This window comes from Acinetobacter lwoffii, from assembly GCF_022967985.1.
Classification (GTDB): Bacteria; Pseudomonadota; Gammaproteobacteria; order Pseudomonadales; family Moraxellaceae; genus Acinetobacter.
In genome coordinates this window covers 35,413-52,177 of record NZ_JALJVC010000020.1, presented here as the reverse complement: position 1 = coordinate 52,177, position 16,765 = coordinate 35,413, and the positions used below count along the sequence as shown (strand labels likewise).

Below are 16,765 nucleotides of genomic sequence, written 5' to 3'. Positions count from 1 at the left end.
TGGGAATAACCCACTTTAAATAAAAGACATAAAAAAAAGAGCCTCAAATGAGACTCTTTTTTAGCTAAATACTAATTATGCATTAGTTTCAGCAGGAACTTTTGGATAGCTTACGCCGCCCATTTGTTCAGTAATACGTAATACCTGGCAGCTATAACCTACTTCGTTATCGTACCAAACATACGCAGTTAAACGGTTGCCTGAAGTAATTGTTGCTTGCGCATCAAATACACCTGCAGTGCGTGAACCGATAAAGTCAGAAGATACCACTTCAGTCGAGTTGGTATAACCGATTTGACCTTGCAGGCTAGAACCGATTGAAATCTGACGAATATATTCATTCACTTCATCACGATCAACATCTTGGCCTAAAGTCAGGTTCAGAATCGCAAGAGATACGTTTGGCGTAGGCACACGTACAGAGTTACCTGTCAATTTACCTTGCAGAGCTGGAAGCGCTTTTGCTACCGCTTTCGCAGCACCAGTCTCAGTAATAACCATGTTCAATGTTGCAGCACGGCCACGACGGTCCGCTTTATGGTAGTTATCGATCAAGTTCTGGTCGTTCGTGAACGAGTGAACTGTTTCAACATGACCATTCAACACTGTGTATTTGTCATGTAATACTTTCAGTGTTGGTGTAATTGCGTTTGTTGTGCAGCTTGCAGCAGAAATAATGGTATCTTCATCAAGGATGTCTGCCTGGTTTACACCGTAAACCACGTTCTTCATGTCACCTTTACCAGGCGCAGTCAGAATCACACGAGCAGCGCCCGGGCATTTAAGGTGTTGAGCAAGGCCTTCAGCATCACGCCATTTACCCGTGTTGTCGATCACAAGTGCATTGTTGATACCGTATGCAGTGTAATCTACTTCAGAAGGATTCGATGCATAAATCACTTTGATGAAGTTACCGTTGGCAATGATTGCTTCGTTTTCTTCATCTACAGAAATTGTGCCTGCAAATGGACCGTGAATAGAGTCACGACGCAGTAAAGAAGCACGTTTTTCCAAATCACCATCAGATGATTTACGAACAACGATTGCTTTCAGGCTAAGACCACGACCCAGACCTGATTGACCAATCATCAAACGTGCCAGGATACGACCAATACGACCAAAACCATAAAGAACGACATCTTTATGTTCTACCGCAGCAGCATTGCCTTCGATCGATTTAACAGCGTCTGCAACAAATGCATCGATGTCACCGCCTTTTGCTTTAAATTCAACAGCAAGTTTACCCAGATCAACTTCAGCAGAACCGATATTGTCTACTTTAACCAATGCTTCAAGAATTGGGAAAGTATCAACTACAGAAAGTTCAACGTCCAGTACGCGAGTACGGCGGTGTGCTTTCAAAATCTGAATTACAGAACGGTTAATTAAAGAGCGACCATAAACTGTAGCTACAATATTTTTTTCACGATATAACTGGCCAACAAGGGCAATCATACGCTCCGCAAGTTCTTCACGGTTTTTCCAGCGACCTTGGTGTTCTGCATGGAGGGCAACAATAGTGTCTTTGCTCACAGATACGTCCTCTAATTAATTGTAAATCTAAGCATAAATTTCTAAACCCGACAATTGTAATGGAATTGGCCGCAAGTTTGAATCAAAAGCTCGTTAAGACCGGTAGTTTTTAACGTATATTCACTATAAATTTCAAAAATAGTTGTAATTAGCTGAATGATTTTGCATCCGAAAATGCTAAAGACCACTATTTTTCAGTACCTGACACAAATTTGTTAAATGTTGTTTATTCAAACAAATCTAAATTTCAAAATTTAGCGTCCCACCCTGTTCAGGCTGGATTCTACTCCCTGCTGAAAAATTCATGTCCAGACTCATGGAGGCATTGAAGTTTTCTACATCGAAATCATCATAGGTTTCGGGCAAGTGAATGAGCAAAGGTAAACGGGTCAGGCCATTATCCCCAGAGGGAAAAGCATAGTGGCGATCAACCTGCTGTAAATGCTGCAAACTTTCAAATTCCAGAAATACGCTACAGTTTTCATGTGTTCTTGGCACCTGAATAATTTCCAGAAACATACTGCGCTTTAACTGCTGCAATTGATTGAGCGCGGTATCAATCGCCTCATCGAAATTATTCTTACGCCATAACTTTTTAAATACGGATTTTTTCTCTTCATCCACTTTTTGCCGCTGCAGTGTATTAATATATTTTTTCAGATCCCGGTATTGCTGTACATTTTCAGAAATCGTATTTTGAATATCCAGAACAGCCTGCTGTGAACGCTGATGCATGACTTGCCATTCATTGCGGTGTGTAGGAATAAAGGTTTCCACTTTACGCTTTTCCAGTAAACGGATAAAAGCCAGCAGTTTATATTCAAAATTCTGGATGTACTGATTAAACATGAAACCCGGCTGGGACTTGAAATCGCGGTAATAGGCCAGAATTTCTATAAATGTTTTATGGACATGCAGATATAGATAATCAAACTCTTCAATATGCGACAAATGATCACGAATGGCATCCCGCATCGGCAAAAGCAATTCACGCGTCATAATTTCTTCAAACTGTTTCAGGTGACGTTGTGCCACCACATCGGCATTTTTCTCTACAACGTGAATGGGCTCAACCAGTAAAGGTAATAACTTCTGTTCAGACACCTGTTCCAGTGTATGCACAATGTCGATTACATCCAAATGAATCTGACTCTGTAAAGTCACCATCCGCTGCATCTGTGATTTCAGGGTTTCTACCACCGCTTCATCCATGTCATCCTGCAGGTCCAGAATCAGGATATTCAGATAGACCTGATCTTCAAGTGCACCTTTTTCTTCAATCAGGAAACGACGAATAGAATACGGGTTTTGTTGCACATCCATCACCGGCGCAACGATAAATAGAAATTGCGAGGTACGGACAATATCAAAATGACGAATCTACTGCTTTTTAATCAGGAAATAACGGAAAAGTGGATGCGTCATTTCTGCAGTCTGTTTTTTTAATAGCGGCTTATACCAATAACCCAACAATTGCTGCTTGATAAAAACTTCAATAATAAAGCATTTGATTTGCTGTTCGGTAAGCTGACGCACCCCTTCAACCGGCTGTAAGCGAAGACCACGAATAATCTCAGCAGCATTTAATAAAAATGTACGACGCAGTTCCAGCTTTTCACGCTGCATCTGAAAATTTTCATTGACGTCAATTTTATCGATTTGTTCAAGTACGTTTTCTAAGTAGTCCGCGATTTGCAAGCTATCATTCAAACCCTGCAAACTTTTCAGTGACAGGCCAAAGGTACTGGCATAGTAACGCATCCGGTCATTGAGAAATTTTTGGCTAAGGCGTTCTACCGAATGTTGAGCCTGATAACGGTATTGATCCACTTCTTGATCCCAAAGAATTTTTTTGGGCTTTAAAATCTGAAAATCAATACTTTCTTTTAATTCTGGTGAAACTTCTGCCAGAATAGTACGAAGCTCTCGCTCCCAATTTAAATCCAGACTTGGTTCCAGTTGTGATAAACGTGCACGTAACTGATATGGAATCGCAATTTGTGACATGTTTATCCCCTTAAGATATAGACAACATTCTTTTAAACAAAATGGTAGACGATTTTGAAAATAATCAGATCGATATTGTCTGACGAATATAATGCTTATGCAAACCACATTATTCATTATTTTTTCTGATTTTTTCTAGCTGTGCAGCTTTATTTGCCAGCTCATTTTTTTTCAGCTGCTGCTGTTTTAAATGCAATATTCCTTCCACAATCAACAGTAAAACAGCCAACCAGATTGGAATATAGGTCAGCCATTCACCTGATTCCACACGCTCACCCAGTGCCATCGAGGCAAAAGCAAGCAGTACCGGCTCCAGATAACTCAACAGCCCAAAGATGACAAAGGGTAAATATCGGCTAGCCAAAATATAGCTACCTAAACCGAGCGCACTTAAAAAGCCCAATCCAAGAACTGCCAGGATCAAATGAGAATGACTCAACATAAGCGACATAGAATCGCTATAGATAAAGCCCAAATAAAATGCCACAGGCAAAATCAGAAATAGATCCCACCAGAATCCACCAAGATGATCGGTCGCGAATTTACGCCGCATAAAGAAATAAAGTGGATAAGCTAAAGCGACATAGACCGTTTCCCATGCGATTGAACCGATCCGCCAGATTTCATGCCCTACCCCCAACATTGCCAGAGCAACGGCGACCATCTGGAAAGATGACAATTTTTCTTTATAAAGCACACAGCCGACCAGCACCATCACCAGAGGTAGCAGAAAATAACCGAGCGAGACTTCGAGGCCACGGCCATTGATAGGTCCCCATAGAAATAACCACAATTGCGTGGTACATAACAGTGAACTGATCAGCAACCAGATCAAGAATGAAGGCTGTTGCAACACCCGTTTAAAAATACTGCTGATATGTTTCAGATCACCCGACCACCACATAAAGGCTGTGAGGAATGGTAAGGTCGCCAACATACGCCAAGCAAAAGTCTGTTCACTGTCTAAAGGCTGTAAAAAGGGCGTAAATATATAGAGCACTCCAAAAACCACAGAGGCCAAGACAGATAACGCGATGCCTTTATACATAGTTAAACTCTACTTTCATTCGCCGGCATTATAACGATTAGTACAATAGAAAGCTTGATGCTTCATCTATTTAAAATGTAGTTATCTCTCGATTTTAGATTGTCTTTCGACTCATAAAATAAAAAACCATGCCATAGCATGGTTCCCATTAAGACGATCTTTTTATCTTTGAGTTTGTTTAGTATGAATTACATCACTCAGGTCATAACCGACAGACTGTGCATATTGTAAATATTCATTTACCACATTTTTATCCAATTGCGGATCACGTGAGAGTATCCACATATATTTGCGTTTAGGCTCACCAACCAGAACAGTTTGATAATTTTCATCCAGTTTTAAGACCCAATAATCGCCACGAGCGACCGGAATCCAGCGAATAAAGTCTGGTAAGAAACTGACTTTTAGCTTGGTATTCTGCGGTGGATTTTGCACAAATGCCTCACCCAATGACTGGGTTTGTCCACCATCTTTTTTAATGCAGCGGTTATCCACCACAATATTGCCATTTTCATTTAAAGTATAAGTCGCTGTGACATCACGATCACACTTGTTTTGAAAATATAAAGGTTTGCGTGCCACTTCGTACCAGGTGCCCAAATAACGGTCCAGTTCAACTTTCTCAATGGTCGGTAATGGCTCGTCTTTCGCATAAGCCATAGTAGCGGCGCCTAAACCGAGAAGAACCGCGCTACCCACCGCAATTTTTGCCAGCTTTAATCCGGTACGTGAAGATTTTTGAGTTGTCATAAAGATACCTATTGCATGTTCACAAAATATTTATTTAAAAAATTCTGTTCATACAATAGCTTTATCACAGCCCTTAATTTGTTACATTGTGTTTGCTTTGTGATTGATTTTACGTAATTTAAATATAATTAAATGCTAAACCACTCAATCAAACATCTGAGCTTTTAAACGCACAATTTCATCACGCATACGCGCAGCCTGCTCAAACTGAAGCTCTTTGGAAGCTTTCAGCATTTCCTTTTCAAGCTTGTTAATGTGTTTCGCAAACATTTTTGGATCTGCCATGATATGCCGCTCATCCGCACTGATCGCACGTGCCTGATCCGAGGCTTTCAATTCAATTGAATCATCATCCAATACTTCACCGGTATCAATTTCCTTGATCACCTGACGCACTGCACTGCGCGGGGTAATGCCATGTTCTTCATTAAACTGAATCTGCTTGGCACGACGACGGTCTGTCTCATCAATGGCTTTCTGCATCGAATCAGTGATTCGGTCTGCATACAGAATCGCCTTACCTTTCAAGTTACGTGCAGCGCGGCCAATGGTCTGAATGAGAGAGCGCTCGGAACGCAGGAAACCTTCTTTATCCGCATCCAGAATGGCGACCAGTGACACTTCCGGCATATCCAGCCCTTCACGCAGCAGGTTAATCCCAACCAGTACATCATGCACCCCAGTACGCAGTTCATGAATGATTTTGACACGTTCAACAGTATCGATATCCGAGTGTAAATAAGCGACCTTAATCCCGTATTCTTTCAAATAAGAGGTTAAATCTTCAGCCATACGCTTGGTCAAGGTTGTAACCAGCACCCGCTCATTAATATCTTTACGCAAATTAATTTCTGAAAGCACATCATCGACTTGCGTCAGAACTGGACGGATTTCAATTTCTGGATCAATCAGACCAGTTGGACGTACCACCTGCTCGACAATCTGTTGGGATTTTTCCAGCTCGTAACGTGCGGGCGTTGCGCTGACATAAACAGTCGTCGGCACAATCCGTTCCCATTCCTCAAATTTCATCGGCCGGTTATCCAGCGCGCTTGGCAAACGGAATCCGTAATTGACCAGATTTTCCTTACGCGAACGGTCACCCTTGTACATGGCACCAATCTGCGGCACCGTCACATGCGATTCATCAATAATCAGCAAGGCATCATCCGGAATATAATCGAACAAGGTCGGCGGCGCTTCACCCGCAGGGCGTCCAGATAAATGACGTGAGTAATTTTCAATGCCGTTGGTATAACCTAATTGCTGCATCATTTCCAGATCATAGCGTGTCCGCTGTTCAATCCGCTGGGCTTCCAACAGTTTGTCATTTTCCCGGAAGAACACCAGACGCTCTTTAAGTTCGTCTCGGATGGTTTCAATCGCACGGGATAAATTGTCTTTAGGCGTCACATAGTGGCTTTTAGGATAAATGGTCACGCGAGGTACTTTACGAACCATTTTCCCGGTCAGCGGATCAAACCATCGAATGGAGTCAACTTCATCATCAAACAGTTCAATCCGGATCGCATCCTGATCCGATTCAGCCGGGAAAATATCAATAATTTCACCGCGAATACGATAAGTACCGCGCAGGAATTCCAGTTCGTTGCGCGAATACTGCATTTCAACCAGACGGCGAATAATATCATCACGGCCAATACGATCGCCTTCTACCACATGCAGTAACATGCTCATGTAGGCATTCGGATCACCCAAACCATAAATGGCAGACACCGATGCGACAATAATCGCATCACGACGTTCTAATAATGAGCGGGTTGCGGAAAGACGCATCTGGTCAATATGATCATTAATTGCCGCATCTTTCTCGATAAAAGTATCTGAAGATGGTACATAGGCTTCCGGCTGATAATAATCATAATAACTGACAAAATACTCAACGGCATTATTGGGGAAGAACGCTTTAAATTCGCCGTAAAGCTGCGCAGCCAAAGTTTTGTTATGCGCCATGACAATGGTCGGACGTTGAGTCTGTGCAATGACGTTGGCCATGGTGTAGGTTTTACCAGACCCGGTAACCCCCAGTAAAAGCTGGTCATGAAAACCCTGTTCAATGCCTTTAACCAGCTTTGCAATGGCTTGGGGCTGATCGCCTGCTGGTTGATAACTGGTCACTAATTCAAAGGGTTTTTTATCACTCATAGCTTTCGCTGACTTCGCTGCGGACATAGACGTGATTTATTATGAGGGCAAATTTGAATTACTCAATCCCTGCTTAGGTTTCTGTTTGGTAAAATAAAACAATATTAGCATTCATTATTTGTTAGCGCTTGACTCACTCTCTAGTTTGAAAAATCATCAATAAAATATACAGTTACAAAGGGAATAAATATAGAAAAAACCAAGCATTTTCAGCCAGCAGCTTTATTTGGGCGTACTCGGCATCATGTTTTGGCTCATGGGTGGAATATTGACCTATCTGTTTGGCTAGTCCGGCACAATTTTGCCTTGACCCCTATTCATTTCACGGGCAACATGAAGATCAGGATGGCCTAGAAGAGACAATTATGACTTACCACTATCACGATGAAAGTATTGTTAAATCCCTTCCGGAAAATACGGTTTTTGTTTTTGGCAGTAACTTGGCTGGACAGCATGGTGGTGGAGCTGCCAGAACGGCACTTGAGCATTTTGGTGCAGTCATGGGCGTGGGTCGTGGCTGGGCGGGTCAGAGCTATGCTATTCCAACAATGAACGAGCATTTGCAACAAATGCCACTCTCACAAATCCAGCACTATATTGATGACTTTAAGATTTACACCAAAAACCATCCTAAAAATAAATATTTTATTACTTCCTTGGGTTGTGGGATCGCAGGTTATAAGGTTGAGGAAATTGCACCGATGTTTAAAGGCATCTCACGTAATGTGATTTTCCCGCAATCTTTCCGTCCTTTTGTCGAAAAGCCGCTGCCAAAATTAAGCGCAAATTTTTTACATACCATATTCCGCGATTCGGTCATTTTAACTCCGGCCAGCGATGAGCTGATTGAAGAACTGCCTTTGACTGAAAATGAGAAAAGTCTGGCGAGAATTCTTCTAAATACCCAGATCTATCCAACCGATAGCAATGGACGGGAACGTGTCTTTGAAATTGAAGATATCCTGCACAACCTGAATACCAAGCTGGTCGATTTTCAGAGCCATTCAGAAGGTGCCATGTTGTTTGGAGGCGTGATTTTAGCACTACTAGAACTTTATAATATTAACGAGAAAGATTTTATCGATGTCTGGCAAGGTGAGCGAGAAATTGCGCCACCGAAACCGGAAAATAAAGCGCGTAAAAGCATTCGTTAGTGCTATCAAAATATTTTTCAAAAAAAAGCCAATGTTTGAATTGGCTTTTTTTCTGGACGGCTAATATGTTGAATATGAAATCCATCAGGTCTGGATTTTATTTTGATTGGCATTTAGAGAGCTTAAATATTTCGTTTGCTTTATCGAGAATAAAATTGAAAAAGATTTGGATAAATTAGAGTTCTAATTTCTCTTTGCTCGAAAGATAAATCAAATATTGATCGCTAACTCCCTAAAAACTTCCACAAAAAAAGCCATGATTTATCATAGCTTTTTGAGTCCGATCAATTAGCGTTTGCCCATTGAACGGCGAGTACCACGTGGTGGCATCCAAGTACGGTCAGCATAACGCTGTGGTCTTGGTCTTAAATCTTCCAGAACTTCTTCTGCAGCATTTTGCTCTGCCTGTTTGATCGGGAAAGGTAAATTAACCAGGGGCTTTTTTTTGGGAGGAGTTTGGGTGCTCATGTGATTCACTCAATAATATATGCAGCTATTGTACAAAAAAACTCAGTCGACTGGGTAGCAGGATCTTGGATAAATTCATATGTTCTTGTTTTGGAAAAATAAAAAATAATCCCATAATGGTAAATGCTTGAATCAATGCAGCCTAAAATTTACCTAAACTCTCCTCTATATCTTCCATGATAAAAATTCATAGGATTGAAATTTTAACGCTCTCAAGAGTAAATTTCCTTCATTTTTATACTTAAGCTAGTCAGATAAAAATAATGATTTTTACACACTATACATTTCTTAAAACTCAAGAGATATAAACAAAAAATATACAGAAATTACCAATATTAACCATCGATTGACTTTTGACCTGTTGTTCTATAACTGAATTTTTTAATGTAATTCACATAATTAGTTAACTAGAAAAACGAATAAACACACTGGACATGGAGTTCCAAATCAATGAAAACATTGCTGGCATGTATGGCAGGCCTAGCCACTTTACCTATGGTCGCGCATGCAGATTCCCCTTATTTTAGCTTGCAAGATGGAGATGGCTTTAAGCGTTTCTCGGTATCAGTCGGTGCATTGCATGTGATGCCGCAAGGCAAGGCCCAGCCCTTTAAAGTGAATACTGCTGTTAAAGAAGGCGAAACATCACAAGTAGGTGATATCTCAATTGACTCTGTGAAAAATAATCTTGATCCAGACATGGACCCAAACCTTTCCTCTGTTTTTGTTAATATTCTGGATCGACTTGGTACAGAAACACTGCCTGCAGAGTTAAGTGGGCGAGCTGAAATCTATGGACTGGAAAGCTGGAATAATCCTGGTACAGGCCTGGAAGCGGATGATGTCACCACCTTAGGCATTATGACCAATTACTATTTTACCGATAATATTTCTTTTGAAATGAAAGCCGGCATTCCACCTAAAGTAGACTTGCAAGGCAGTGGTAAAATCTACGCGCCTTTTTCTGCGCTTGCGACTCCAAGTCTTGATTTAATTCCACAAATTCCAGGTGGAATTGATTTACCTGGCATTGAATTGAAAAATGATATTCTCATTACTGATCTGGAAGCTTATGGGCCGGCGGCTTCTGCCCGCGCATGGACACCTGCCTTTGAATTCCAGTATCACTTTGGTAAAACCGGGGTCAATAAATTCCGGCCTTATGTCGGCTTAGGTGTCATGTATGCCTATTTCAATGAACTGGAAATTAACTCACGTACCGAGCAAGACCTGATTGCTGCCGGACATATGATTGCCAATATCAAGGAAGGAAAAGCTGGTGCTTCTCTGGATGGCACGCCAAGTTCAGCCAACCCGAAAGTTGATCTGGAAGCATCCGATGCTTTCGCGCCTGTGGCCACGGTCGGCTTTAGCTATGACTTTAATGAAACCTGGTTTGCAGTCGGTTCAGTCTCTTATGCACATCTGAAAAATGACACGACAATTACAGTGACAGATGCAAATCTAGGTGAGCTGATTCGCTCTAAAGCCGATATTGAAGTCAATCCGATTCTGGCCTATGCCGGGATCGGTATGCGTTTCTAAGCTCAATATCCGATTTTTAATTAAAACGGCTTCGGCCGTTTTTTTTAGGCTTAATATATTGATAAAAAAAATTTATCTTTTGATCAATATTTATTTAATCGCCTCTATTGCTTGAATCGAATACTATACATATCAACTTTATAGGCATGAATGACGTATGGCTGACAGTCAATTTTCCAAAGCTCTTATTTTTATGCTGATTGGCTCCGCCATCATTTTGGCACTGTCATTGGGTGTACGTCATGCATTTGGCTTGTATCTGGTGCCGATGAGCGAAGAGTTTGGCTGGGGTCATAATGTTTTTAGCCTGGCCATTGCCATGCAAAACCTGATCTGGGGTGCAGTTCAGCCGATTACCGGGGCATTTGCCGATAAATATGGCAGCAAGATTGTGGTAGCTGTAGGCGGAGCCTTATATGCAATCGGTCTACTCTTGATGGCAGTTAGCTCAACCGGATTATTGCTTAATCTGAGTATAGGTCTGATTCTGGGTCTCGCCCTGTCTGCCACCTCATTTCCGGTGTTATTATCTGCGGTCGGGCGTGCGGCACCACCAGAAAAACGCAGTTTGGCGATGGGTATTGCCAGTGCGGCCGGGTCTTTTGGTCAGTTTATCATGCTGCCTTCGACCCTGTTGCTATTACAAAATGTTGGCTGGTCAGCAGCGTTAGTATTCAGTGCCATTCTGATTGCCCTGATTGTGCCATTGGCCTGGATGCTGAAAGCACCGATGTATGTTCATCCCAATGCAGCCTCTACCCCCAATAAAGTCTCACTCAGCTTTAAACAGATTCTGGTGGTAGTGAAAAATCATAAACCCTTTTGGTTTCTGGCCATGGGCTTTTTTGTTTGTGGTTTTCAGGTCGTTTTTATTGGCATCCACCTGCCGGGCTATCTGATTGATCATGGCTTTAATGCCACAACTGGTACAATTTTCTTAGCCTTAGTGGGTTTGTTTAATGTGGTAGGCACCTATACGGCCGGCTGGCTTGGTGGCAAATATTCCAAACCGCATCTGTTAATGGGATTATATGCCCTGCGTGGAATTGCGATTATTGCTTTTCTCATGCTGCCTCTCAGCACATGGACAGTCTATACCTTTGGTGTCATTATGGGACTACTCTGGTTATCAACCGTTCCGCTGACCAATGGTATTGTGGCGAATATGTTCGGGGTGAAATATCTGACCATGCTCAGTGGCATTGTGTTCTTTACCCATCAGGTTGGCTCGTTTTTCGGTGGCTGGCTCGGTGGAGTCAACCATGATTTGAGCGGCAATTATAATGCGGTGTGGATGCTATCAATTGTCCTCAGCATTTTTGGCGTACTGGTGCATTTCTGGGTCAATGAGGAGCAAATCGTCCATGACTGATTCTCTACTGAAACTCAAACTCTCGATTGTGGTGGCAATCCTGCTTTTACTGGCTTTGTCGATTGGCCTGTGGTTACAAACCCCTCAGCTGTTTGAATATTTTAATCAGGCTTTCTGCGCACACTAAACTGTCGAAATATCCTCAGCAGAAAATGCGCAATCCATCGCACAATAAGTTAAATGTTTCAAAATCAACTGAATAGTAAAAATAACAGATTATTCATAAACTTATCATTTCTTTTGATTTTATTTCAGTCTGGAATTTTCTTAGATTCTTATTAATAAGAAAATTCTGAGACTTGATAATGACCAGCTTAACCCAACTTTCACAAGCGATTCATGATGCCCCACGCTGGCATCAGCAAGATCAATTTCAACATCCGGCTGAAATCAAGATTGTACCGCAAACCGGTCAGGCCTTAGGCGCAGTGGTCTATGGTCTGGATGCCCGTAAAGCACAGTCATCTGACACCATTCTGAAATTAAAACAGGCGCTGGCCGAGCACCTGATTTTGATCTTCAAACAGCAAAGTCTGGATGATTTGCAGTATCTGGCATTTTCAACTTATTTCGGTTCCATTTTCCGCCCAGGTGCAGACACACCAGTACTGGCTGCGCAGTCCGATAGCGGTGTTCCACCCGATGTCGTGCCGGTTTCCAATGCCGTCGGTCAGGGAGATTATACCGGGCATGGTGAACTCACTCCACATGCCGATCATCAATGGACACCCCTACCTTCTTTTGGTTCCCTTCTGTATGCAATTGAACTGCCTCAGGACGGCGGACAGACCAGCTGGATCAACACCATTAAAGCCTATGATGCACTCGATAAAGAAACCAAAGCACAGATTGATCAGCTGCAACTGATTACTTACAACCCTTTTGTGCGACGCCAAAAAACCAGAGATCAGGCTGTTGATCAAGGTTACGGCAATAGCCCACTGTATCGCTTTAAAGATCAGCCCATATTAAGTCATGCCTATCCGCACCCACTGGTGCGCACTCATCCTGAATCTGGCCGTAAAGCGCTTTGGTTAAACACGCATACCGAGGTCGAACTGGTCAATTATGATGATCAGGCTGGCAGTCAACTGATCGCAAAATTACGTGAGCATATTTCAAAACCTGAATTCGCTTATGAACATCATTGGGAAGTGGGCGATATCGTGTTCTGGGATAATCAGGTGACTTTGCACTCCCGCCGTCCATTCCCGGCTGATCAGCGCCGTTTATTAAAACGCATCAGTCTGGCCGGTAGCCGTCCGTTTTAGAAATGAGAAAAATACAATAACAAGAAAGGTCATTACAACCTTCGATAATAATGACTCACATGTAAATCCTGTACCATTGAGACTTTGACCGGCTCAATGGTTTTTTATTTTCTCGAATAATAAAATATCTAACTCTGAATATAAGTATAGATAGTAAATTCCTTAACAAAACAAAGTAGCTGTTTACTTTTTCTCACTTAATCTGTCTGGTGTATTTTCCTTTTTCTGCTTAGCGTATTAGAAAATCAGCAATAAACCTATGGAAAGAGGAAACGACAATGAATCAGCTTCAATTTTCAGATTGTGTTCAAACCTGTATGAACTGTTCCCTGGCATGTGCCAACTGTGCCAGTGCCTGTCTTAAAGAAGAAGATCTGGAGATGATGCGGGAATGTATCCAGCGCTGTCTGGATTGTGCAGATATTTGCCAGCTGTGTGCCCGTATGGAACAAAAGCAGTCTCCATTCATGCATGAGATATGTGAACTTTGCGCCAAAGCATGTGACTACTGTGCAGAAGAATGTGGCAAGCACCAACATGAACATTGTCAGCAATGTGCCGAAGCATGCCGCCGCTGTGTTGAAGAATGCCGAAAAATGGCTGCTTAAAAATTCAATTTGATCAACTTGACTGACTTAATCAATTCCAATAAAAAAACCGCAAGTGAAGACTTGCGGTTTTTCTGTCTAAGTCAAATATCTCACTTAGAATAAACGGTTCATACCATTCAGTGTCGCTACACGATACGCTTCCGCCATGGTCGGATAGTTAAACGTGGTTTCTACAAAGTACTTGATCGTATTATTCGGGCTGTTCATGACCGCCTGACCAATATGGATAATTTCAGAGGCATTGTTACCGAAGCAATGTACACCCAAAACTTCTAGCGTTTCGCGATGGAACAGAATCTTTAATTCGCCCATGGTATCACCGGTAATCTGTGCACGTGCCAAATGACGGAATGATGCCTGACCGACTTCATACGGAATCTTTTCTTCAGTCAGCTGCTGTTCAGTCTTACCAATCGAAGAAATCTCAGGAATGGTATAAATCCCGGTTGGAATATCAGTCACCGGTGCAACGTCTTTCTCGCCGCTCATGTTGGCACCCGCGCAACGACCTTGGTCATAGGCAGCAGAGGCTAGCGAAGGCCAGCCGATCACATCACCGGCAGCATAGATATTTTCAACTTCAGTCTGATATTGATCATTCACAGTCAATTGACCACGGCTGTTCGGTTTCAGGCCAACATTTTCAAGACCTAGACCATCGGTATTGCCTGAACGGCCATTACACCACAAAATTGCATCAGCTTTGATTTTCTTGCCGCTTTGCGTGTGCATCACCACATGGTCATCAAATGTTTCTAAAAAGTCGATCTGTTCATTATGACGAATCAATACACCCTGTTCACGCAAGTGATAAGACAGTGCATCAGAGATTTCATCATCCAGATAGCTTAAAAGTTTGTGCTGGGTGTTGATCAGGTCAACTTTATGTCCCAGACCAATAAAGATCGAGGCATATTCACAACCGATTACACCTGCGCCATAAATAATGATTTTCTGGATGGAATAGTCCAGATCCAGAATTTTGTCTGAATCAAATACACGCGGATGATTAAAATCAAGAATGTCTGGACGATATGGACGCGAGCCGCTGGCAATGACCAGTTGCTTAAACATCAGCGTTTCTTTAATGCCATCTGGGTTAAATACAAAAATGGTATTTTGATCCTGAATGTAAGCACGACCATGATAAATATCAATTTTATTGCGGTCGTAGAAACGTGAATGTGTATCTACTTGTTGTTGAATAACTTTATGTGCGTGACGCAACACTTGCTTCATGGTGAACTGCTTCCAGTCCCCAACTTTTTGAAACAGTGGATCACGTTGATAACGGATAATACTGGATACTGTTTGACGCAATGCTTTACTTGGAATCGTACCGACATGGGTACAGTTACCACCCAGCTGTTCACGCATCTCAACGATTGCAACACGCTTACCAGATTTGGCAAGTTTCATTGCCGCGCCTTCGCCCGCAGGGCCCGAACCTAGAACTACCGCATCATATTTAACGAAAGTCCCACTAACGACCTCTTTTTTACGTGGCATTCAACGCTCCTCAAAATTAAAAAATTCACTTTAATCTACACTCTTATTATGACGTAAATCCTGTTGATTTGGTGTATTTAACTCACATATATTGCTTGATAAGAACATTTTTTAAATGAATACCCCTTTTTGCCCTATTTAGAACGAAGTCCGTTATAATAACTGCGCTATCTTTGAGTATCTCCCCCTTCAAAAACAGTGGAAAAGTTGAATATGTCTGAAAACCGTAAACCTGAACAGGGCGTCAAACTTCGCGGTGCGGAAAAAGTTTCCCGCATTCCTGTAAAAGTTGTTCCTACGGTTGAAACGCCACGTAAGCCGGACTGGATCCGGGTGAAAATGGCGGCACCTGAAGAAGTTCAACGTATTAAAACCACACTACGTCAGCAAAAATTACATACGGTGTGCGAAGAAGCCGCCTGCCCAAACCTGCCTGAATGTTTTGGTGGCGGTACTGCGACTTTCATGATTATGGGCGATATTTGTACCCGTCGTTGTCCGTTCTGTGATGTGGCTCATGGTCGTCCAAATGCACTCGATGCAGATGAACCGCGTCATATGGCAGAAACTATTGCCAATCTGGGTTTGAAATATGCAGTGATCACTTCGGTAGACCGTGATGATTTACTGGATGGCGGTGCACAGCATTTTGTCGATTGTATTAAAGAAGCGCGTGCTCTAAGCCCGAATACCCTGCTGGAAATTCTGGTGCCAGATTTCCGTGGTCGTATGGATATCGCGCTGCGCATCATGACTGAATGCCCGCCAGATGTGTTCAACCACAATATCGAAACAGTGCCACGTCTGTATAAAGCCATGCGTCCAGGTTCTGACTATCAGCACTCTTTAAACCTGCTGAAAATGTTTAAAGAATACTGCCCGGACGTACCAACTAAATGTGGTCTGATGGTCGGCATTGGTGAAACTGAAGAAGAAGTGCTTGCCCTGCTTGATGATCTGCATGCACATGGCGTAGATTATGTGACGATTGGTCAATATTTACAGCCTTCAAAAGAACATGCAGCGATTGATCGCTTTGTGACACCTGAAGAATTCGAACGTTATACCGAACATGGCCAAAAACTGGGCTTCCGCAATATCTGGGCAGCACCAATGGTTCGTTCAAGCTACTTTGCTGACCGCCAATATTACGGCGAACCAGTTCCAGCAGTGCGCCGTAAAGTGGATCCTGCCAAAAAAATTGCAGTTCAGGCCATTGAAGCTTAATCCTGTTTAAACCAATGAAATAAAAGCCCTCTCAAGTAGAGGGCTTTTTAATATCCATATTTAAAATTTTACTCAGCCTTAAACCCCATTTTTTATTTTAGATA

Annotated in this window: 15 protein-coding genes; 7 read left to right on the top strand and 8 right to left on the bottom strand. The window is 42.3% G+C overall.

All coding sequences use genetic code 11. The features are described from left to right. Positions 1–75 precede the first annotated feature (75 nt). The 6 genes from MWG72_RS12070 to uvrB all read right to left on the bottom strand — a co-directional run bounded on the left by MWG72_RS12070 (position 76) and on the right by uvrB (position 7,504). Positions 76–1,533, bottom strand: coding sequence for a glyceraldehyde-3-phosphate dehydrogenase (locus tag MWG72_RS12070; protein WP_247144138.1), 1,458 nt, complete (start codon positions 1,531–1,533; stop codon positions 76–78). 240 nt (positions 1,534–1,773) lie between these two features. Then, entirely contained in the window at positions 1,774–2,856 is a 1,083-nt protein-coding gene (locus MWG72_RS12065) for a hypothetical protein (protein WP_247144137.1), read from the bottom strand. 57 nt (positions 2,857–2,913) lie between these two features. Continuing rightward, entirely contained in the window at positions 2,914–3,540 is a 627-nt protein-coding gene (locus MWG72_RS12060; RefSeq protein ID WP_247144136.1) for a hypothetical protein, read from the bottom strand. A 109-nt stretch (positions 3,541–3,649) separates the two neighbouring features. Further along, entirely contained in the window at positions 3,650–4,588 is a 939-nt protein-coding gene (gene rarD, locus MWG72_RS12055) for an EamA family transporter RarD (protein WP_243475228.1), read from the bottom strand. Between the two features lie 162 nt (positions 4,589–4,750). Further along, on the bottom strand, positions 4,751–5,338 hold the full coding sequence (locus tag MWG72_RS12050; protein WP_044112882.1) for a lipocalin family protein: 588 nt from the start codon (positions 5,336–5,338) through the stop codon (positions 4,751–4,753). A 144-nt stretch (positions 5,339–5,482) separates the two neighbouring features. Continuing rightward, the gene (uvrB, locus tag MWG72_RS12045; protein ID WP_153566491.1) at positions 5,483–7,504 is read right to left on the bottom strand and encodes an excinuclease ABC subunit UvrB; all 2,022 of its coding nucleotides are present in this window, start codon (positions 7,502–7,504) and stop codon (positions 5,483–5,485) included. Positions 7,505–7,869: 365 nt separating this feature from the next. On the opposite strand from uvrB, the gene MWG72_RS12040 reads away from it, so the two are divergent. Further along, positions 7,870–8,658 (top strand): A1S_2505 family phage non-structural protein, encoded by a 789-nt coding sequence (locus MWG72_RS12040; protein ID WP_247144135.1) that lies wholly within the window; start codon positions 7,870–7,872, stop codon positions 8,656–8,658. A gap of 288 nt (positions 8,659–8,946) precedes the next feature. On the opposite strand, the gene MWG72_RS12035 is transcribed toward MWG72_RS12040, so the two are convergent. Further along, positions 8,947–9,126 (bottom strand): hypothetical protein, encoded by a 180-nt coding sequence (locus tag MWG72_RS12035; protein WP_004646507.1) that lies wholly within the window; start codon positions 9,124–9,126, stop codon positions 8,947–8,949. A gap of 450 nt (positions 9,127–9,576) precedes the next feature. Here MWG72_RS12035 and MWG72_RS12030 point away from each other — a divergent pair, with 450 nt between their 5' ends. The 5 genes from MWG72_RS12030 to MWG72_RS12015 all read left to right on the top strand — a co-directional run bounded on the left by MWG72_RS12030 (position 9,577) and on the right by MWG72_RS12015 (position 13,922). Continuing rightward, entirely contained in the window at positions 9,577–10,671 is a 1,095-nt protein-coding gene (locus tag MWG72_RS12030) for an OmpW/AlkL family protein (protein WP_247144134.1), read from the top strand. A gap of 157 nt (positions 10,672–10,828) precedes the next feature. Further along, entirely contained in the window at positions 10,829–12,043 is a 1,215-nt protein-coding gene (locus MWG72_RS12025; RefSeq protein ID WP_247144133.1) for an MFS transporter, read from the top strand. Further along, the gene (locus MWG72_RS15555) at positions 12,036–12,170 is read left to right on the top strand and encodes a hypothetical protein (RefSeq protein WP_004646503.1); all 135 of its coding nucleotides are present in this window, start codon (positions 12,036–12,038) and stop codon (positions 12,168–12,170) included. Before MWG72_RS12025 ends, MWG72_RS15555 begins: the two co-directional genes overlap by 8 nt. Positions 12,171–12,348: 178 nt before the next feature. Further along, positions 12,349–13,314 (top strand): TauD/TfdA dioxygenase family protein, encoded by a 966-nt coding sequence (locus tag MWG72_RS12020; protein WP_247144132.1) that lies wholly within the window; start codon positions 12,349–12,351, stop codon positions 13,312–13,314. Positions 13,315–13,592: 278 nt separating this feature from the next. Next, positions 13,593–13,922 (top strand): four-helix bundle copper-binding protein, encoded by a 330-nt coding sequence (locus MWG72_RS12015; protein WP_247144131.1) that lies wholly within the window; start codon positions 13,593–13,595, stop codon positions 13,920–13,922. A gap of 96 nt (positions 13,923–14,018) precedes the next feature. On the opposite strand, the gene sthA is transcribed toward MWG72_RS12015, so the two are convergent. Further along, on the bottom strand, positions 14,019–15,434 hold the full coding sequence (gene sthA / locus MWG72_RS12010) for a Si-specific NAD(P)(+) transhydrogenase (RefSeq protein ID WP_004646501.1): 1,416 nt from the start codon (positions 15,432–15,434) through the stop codon (positions 14,019–14,021). Between the two features lie 213 nt (positions 15,435–15,647). Here sthA and lipA point away from each other — a divergent pair, with 213 nt between their 5' ends. Continuing rightward, positions 15,648–16,661 carry a lipoyl synthase gene (gene lipA, locus MWG72_RS12005; RefSeq protein ID WP_247144130.1) on the top strand — a complete coding sequence of 338 codons (1,014 nt, stop codon included), beginning with the start codon at positions 15,648–15,650 and terminating at the stop codon, positions 16,659–16,661. Positions 16,662–16,765: the final 104 nt, after the last annotated feature.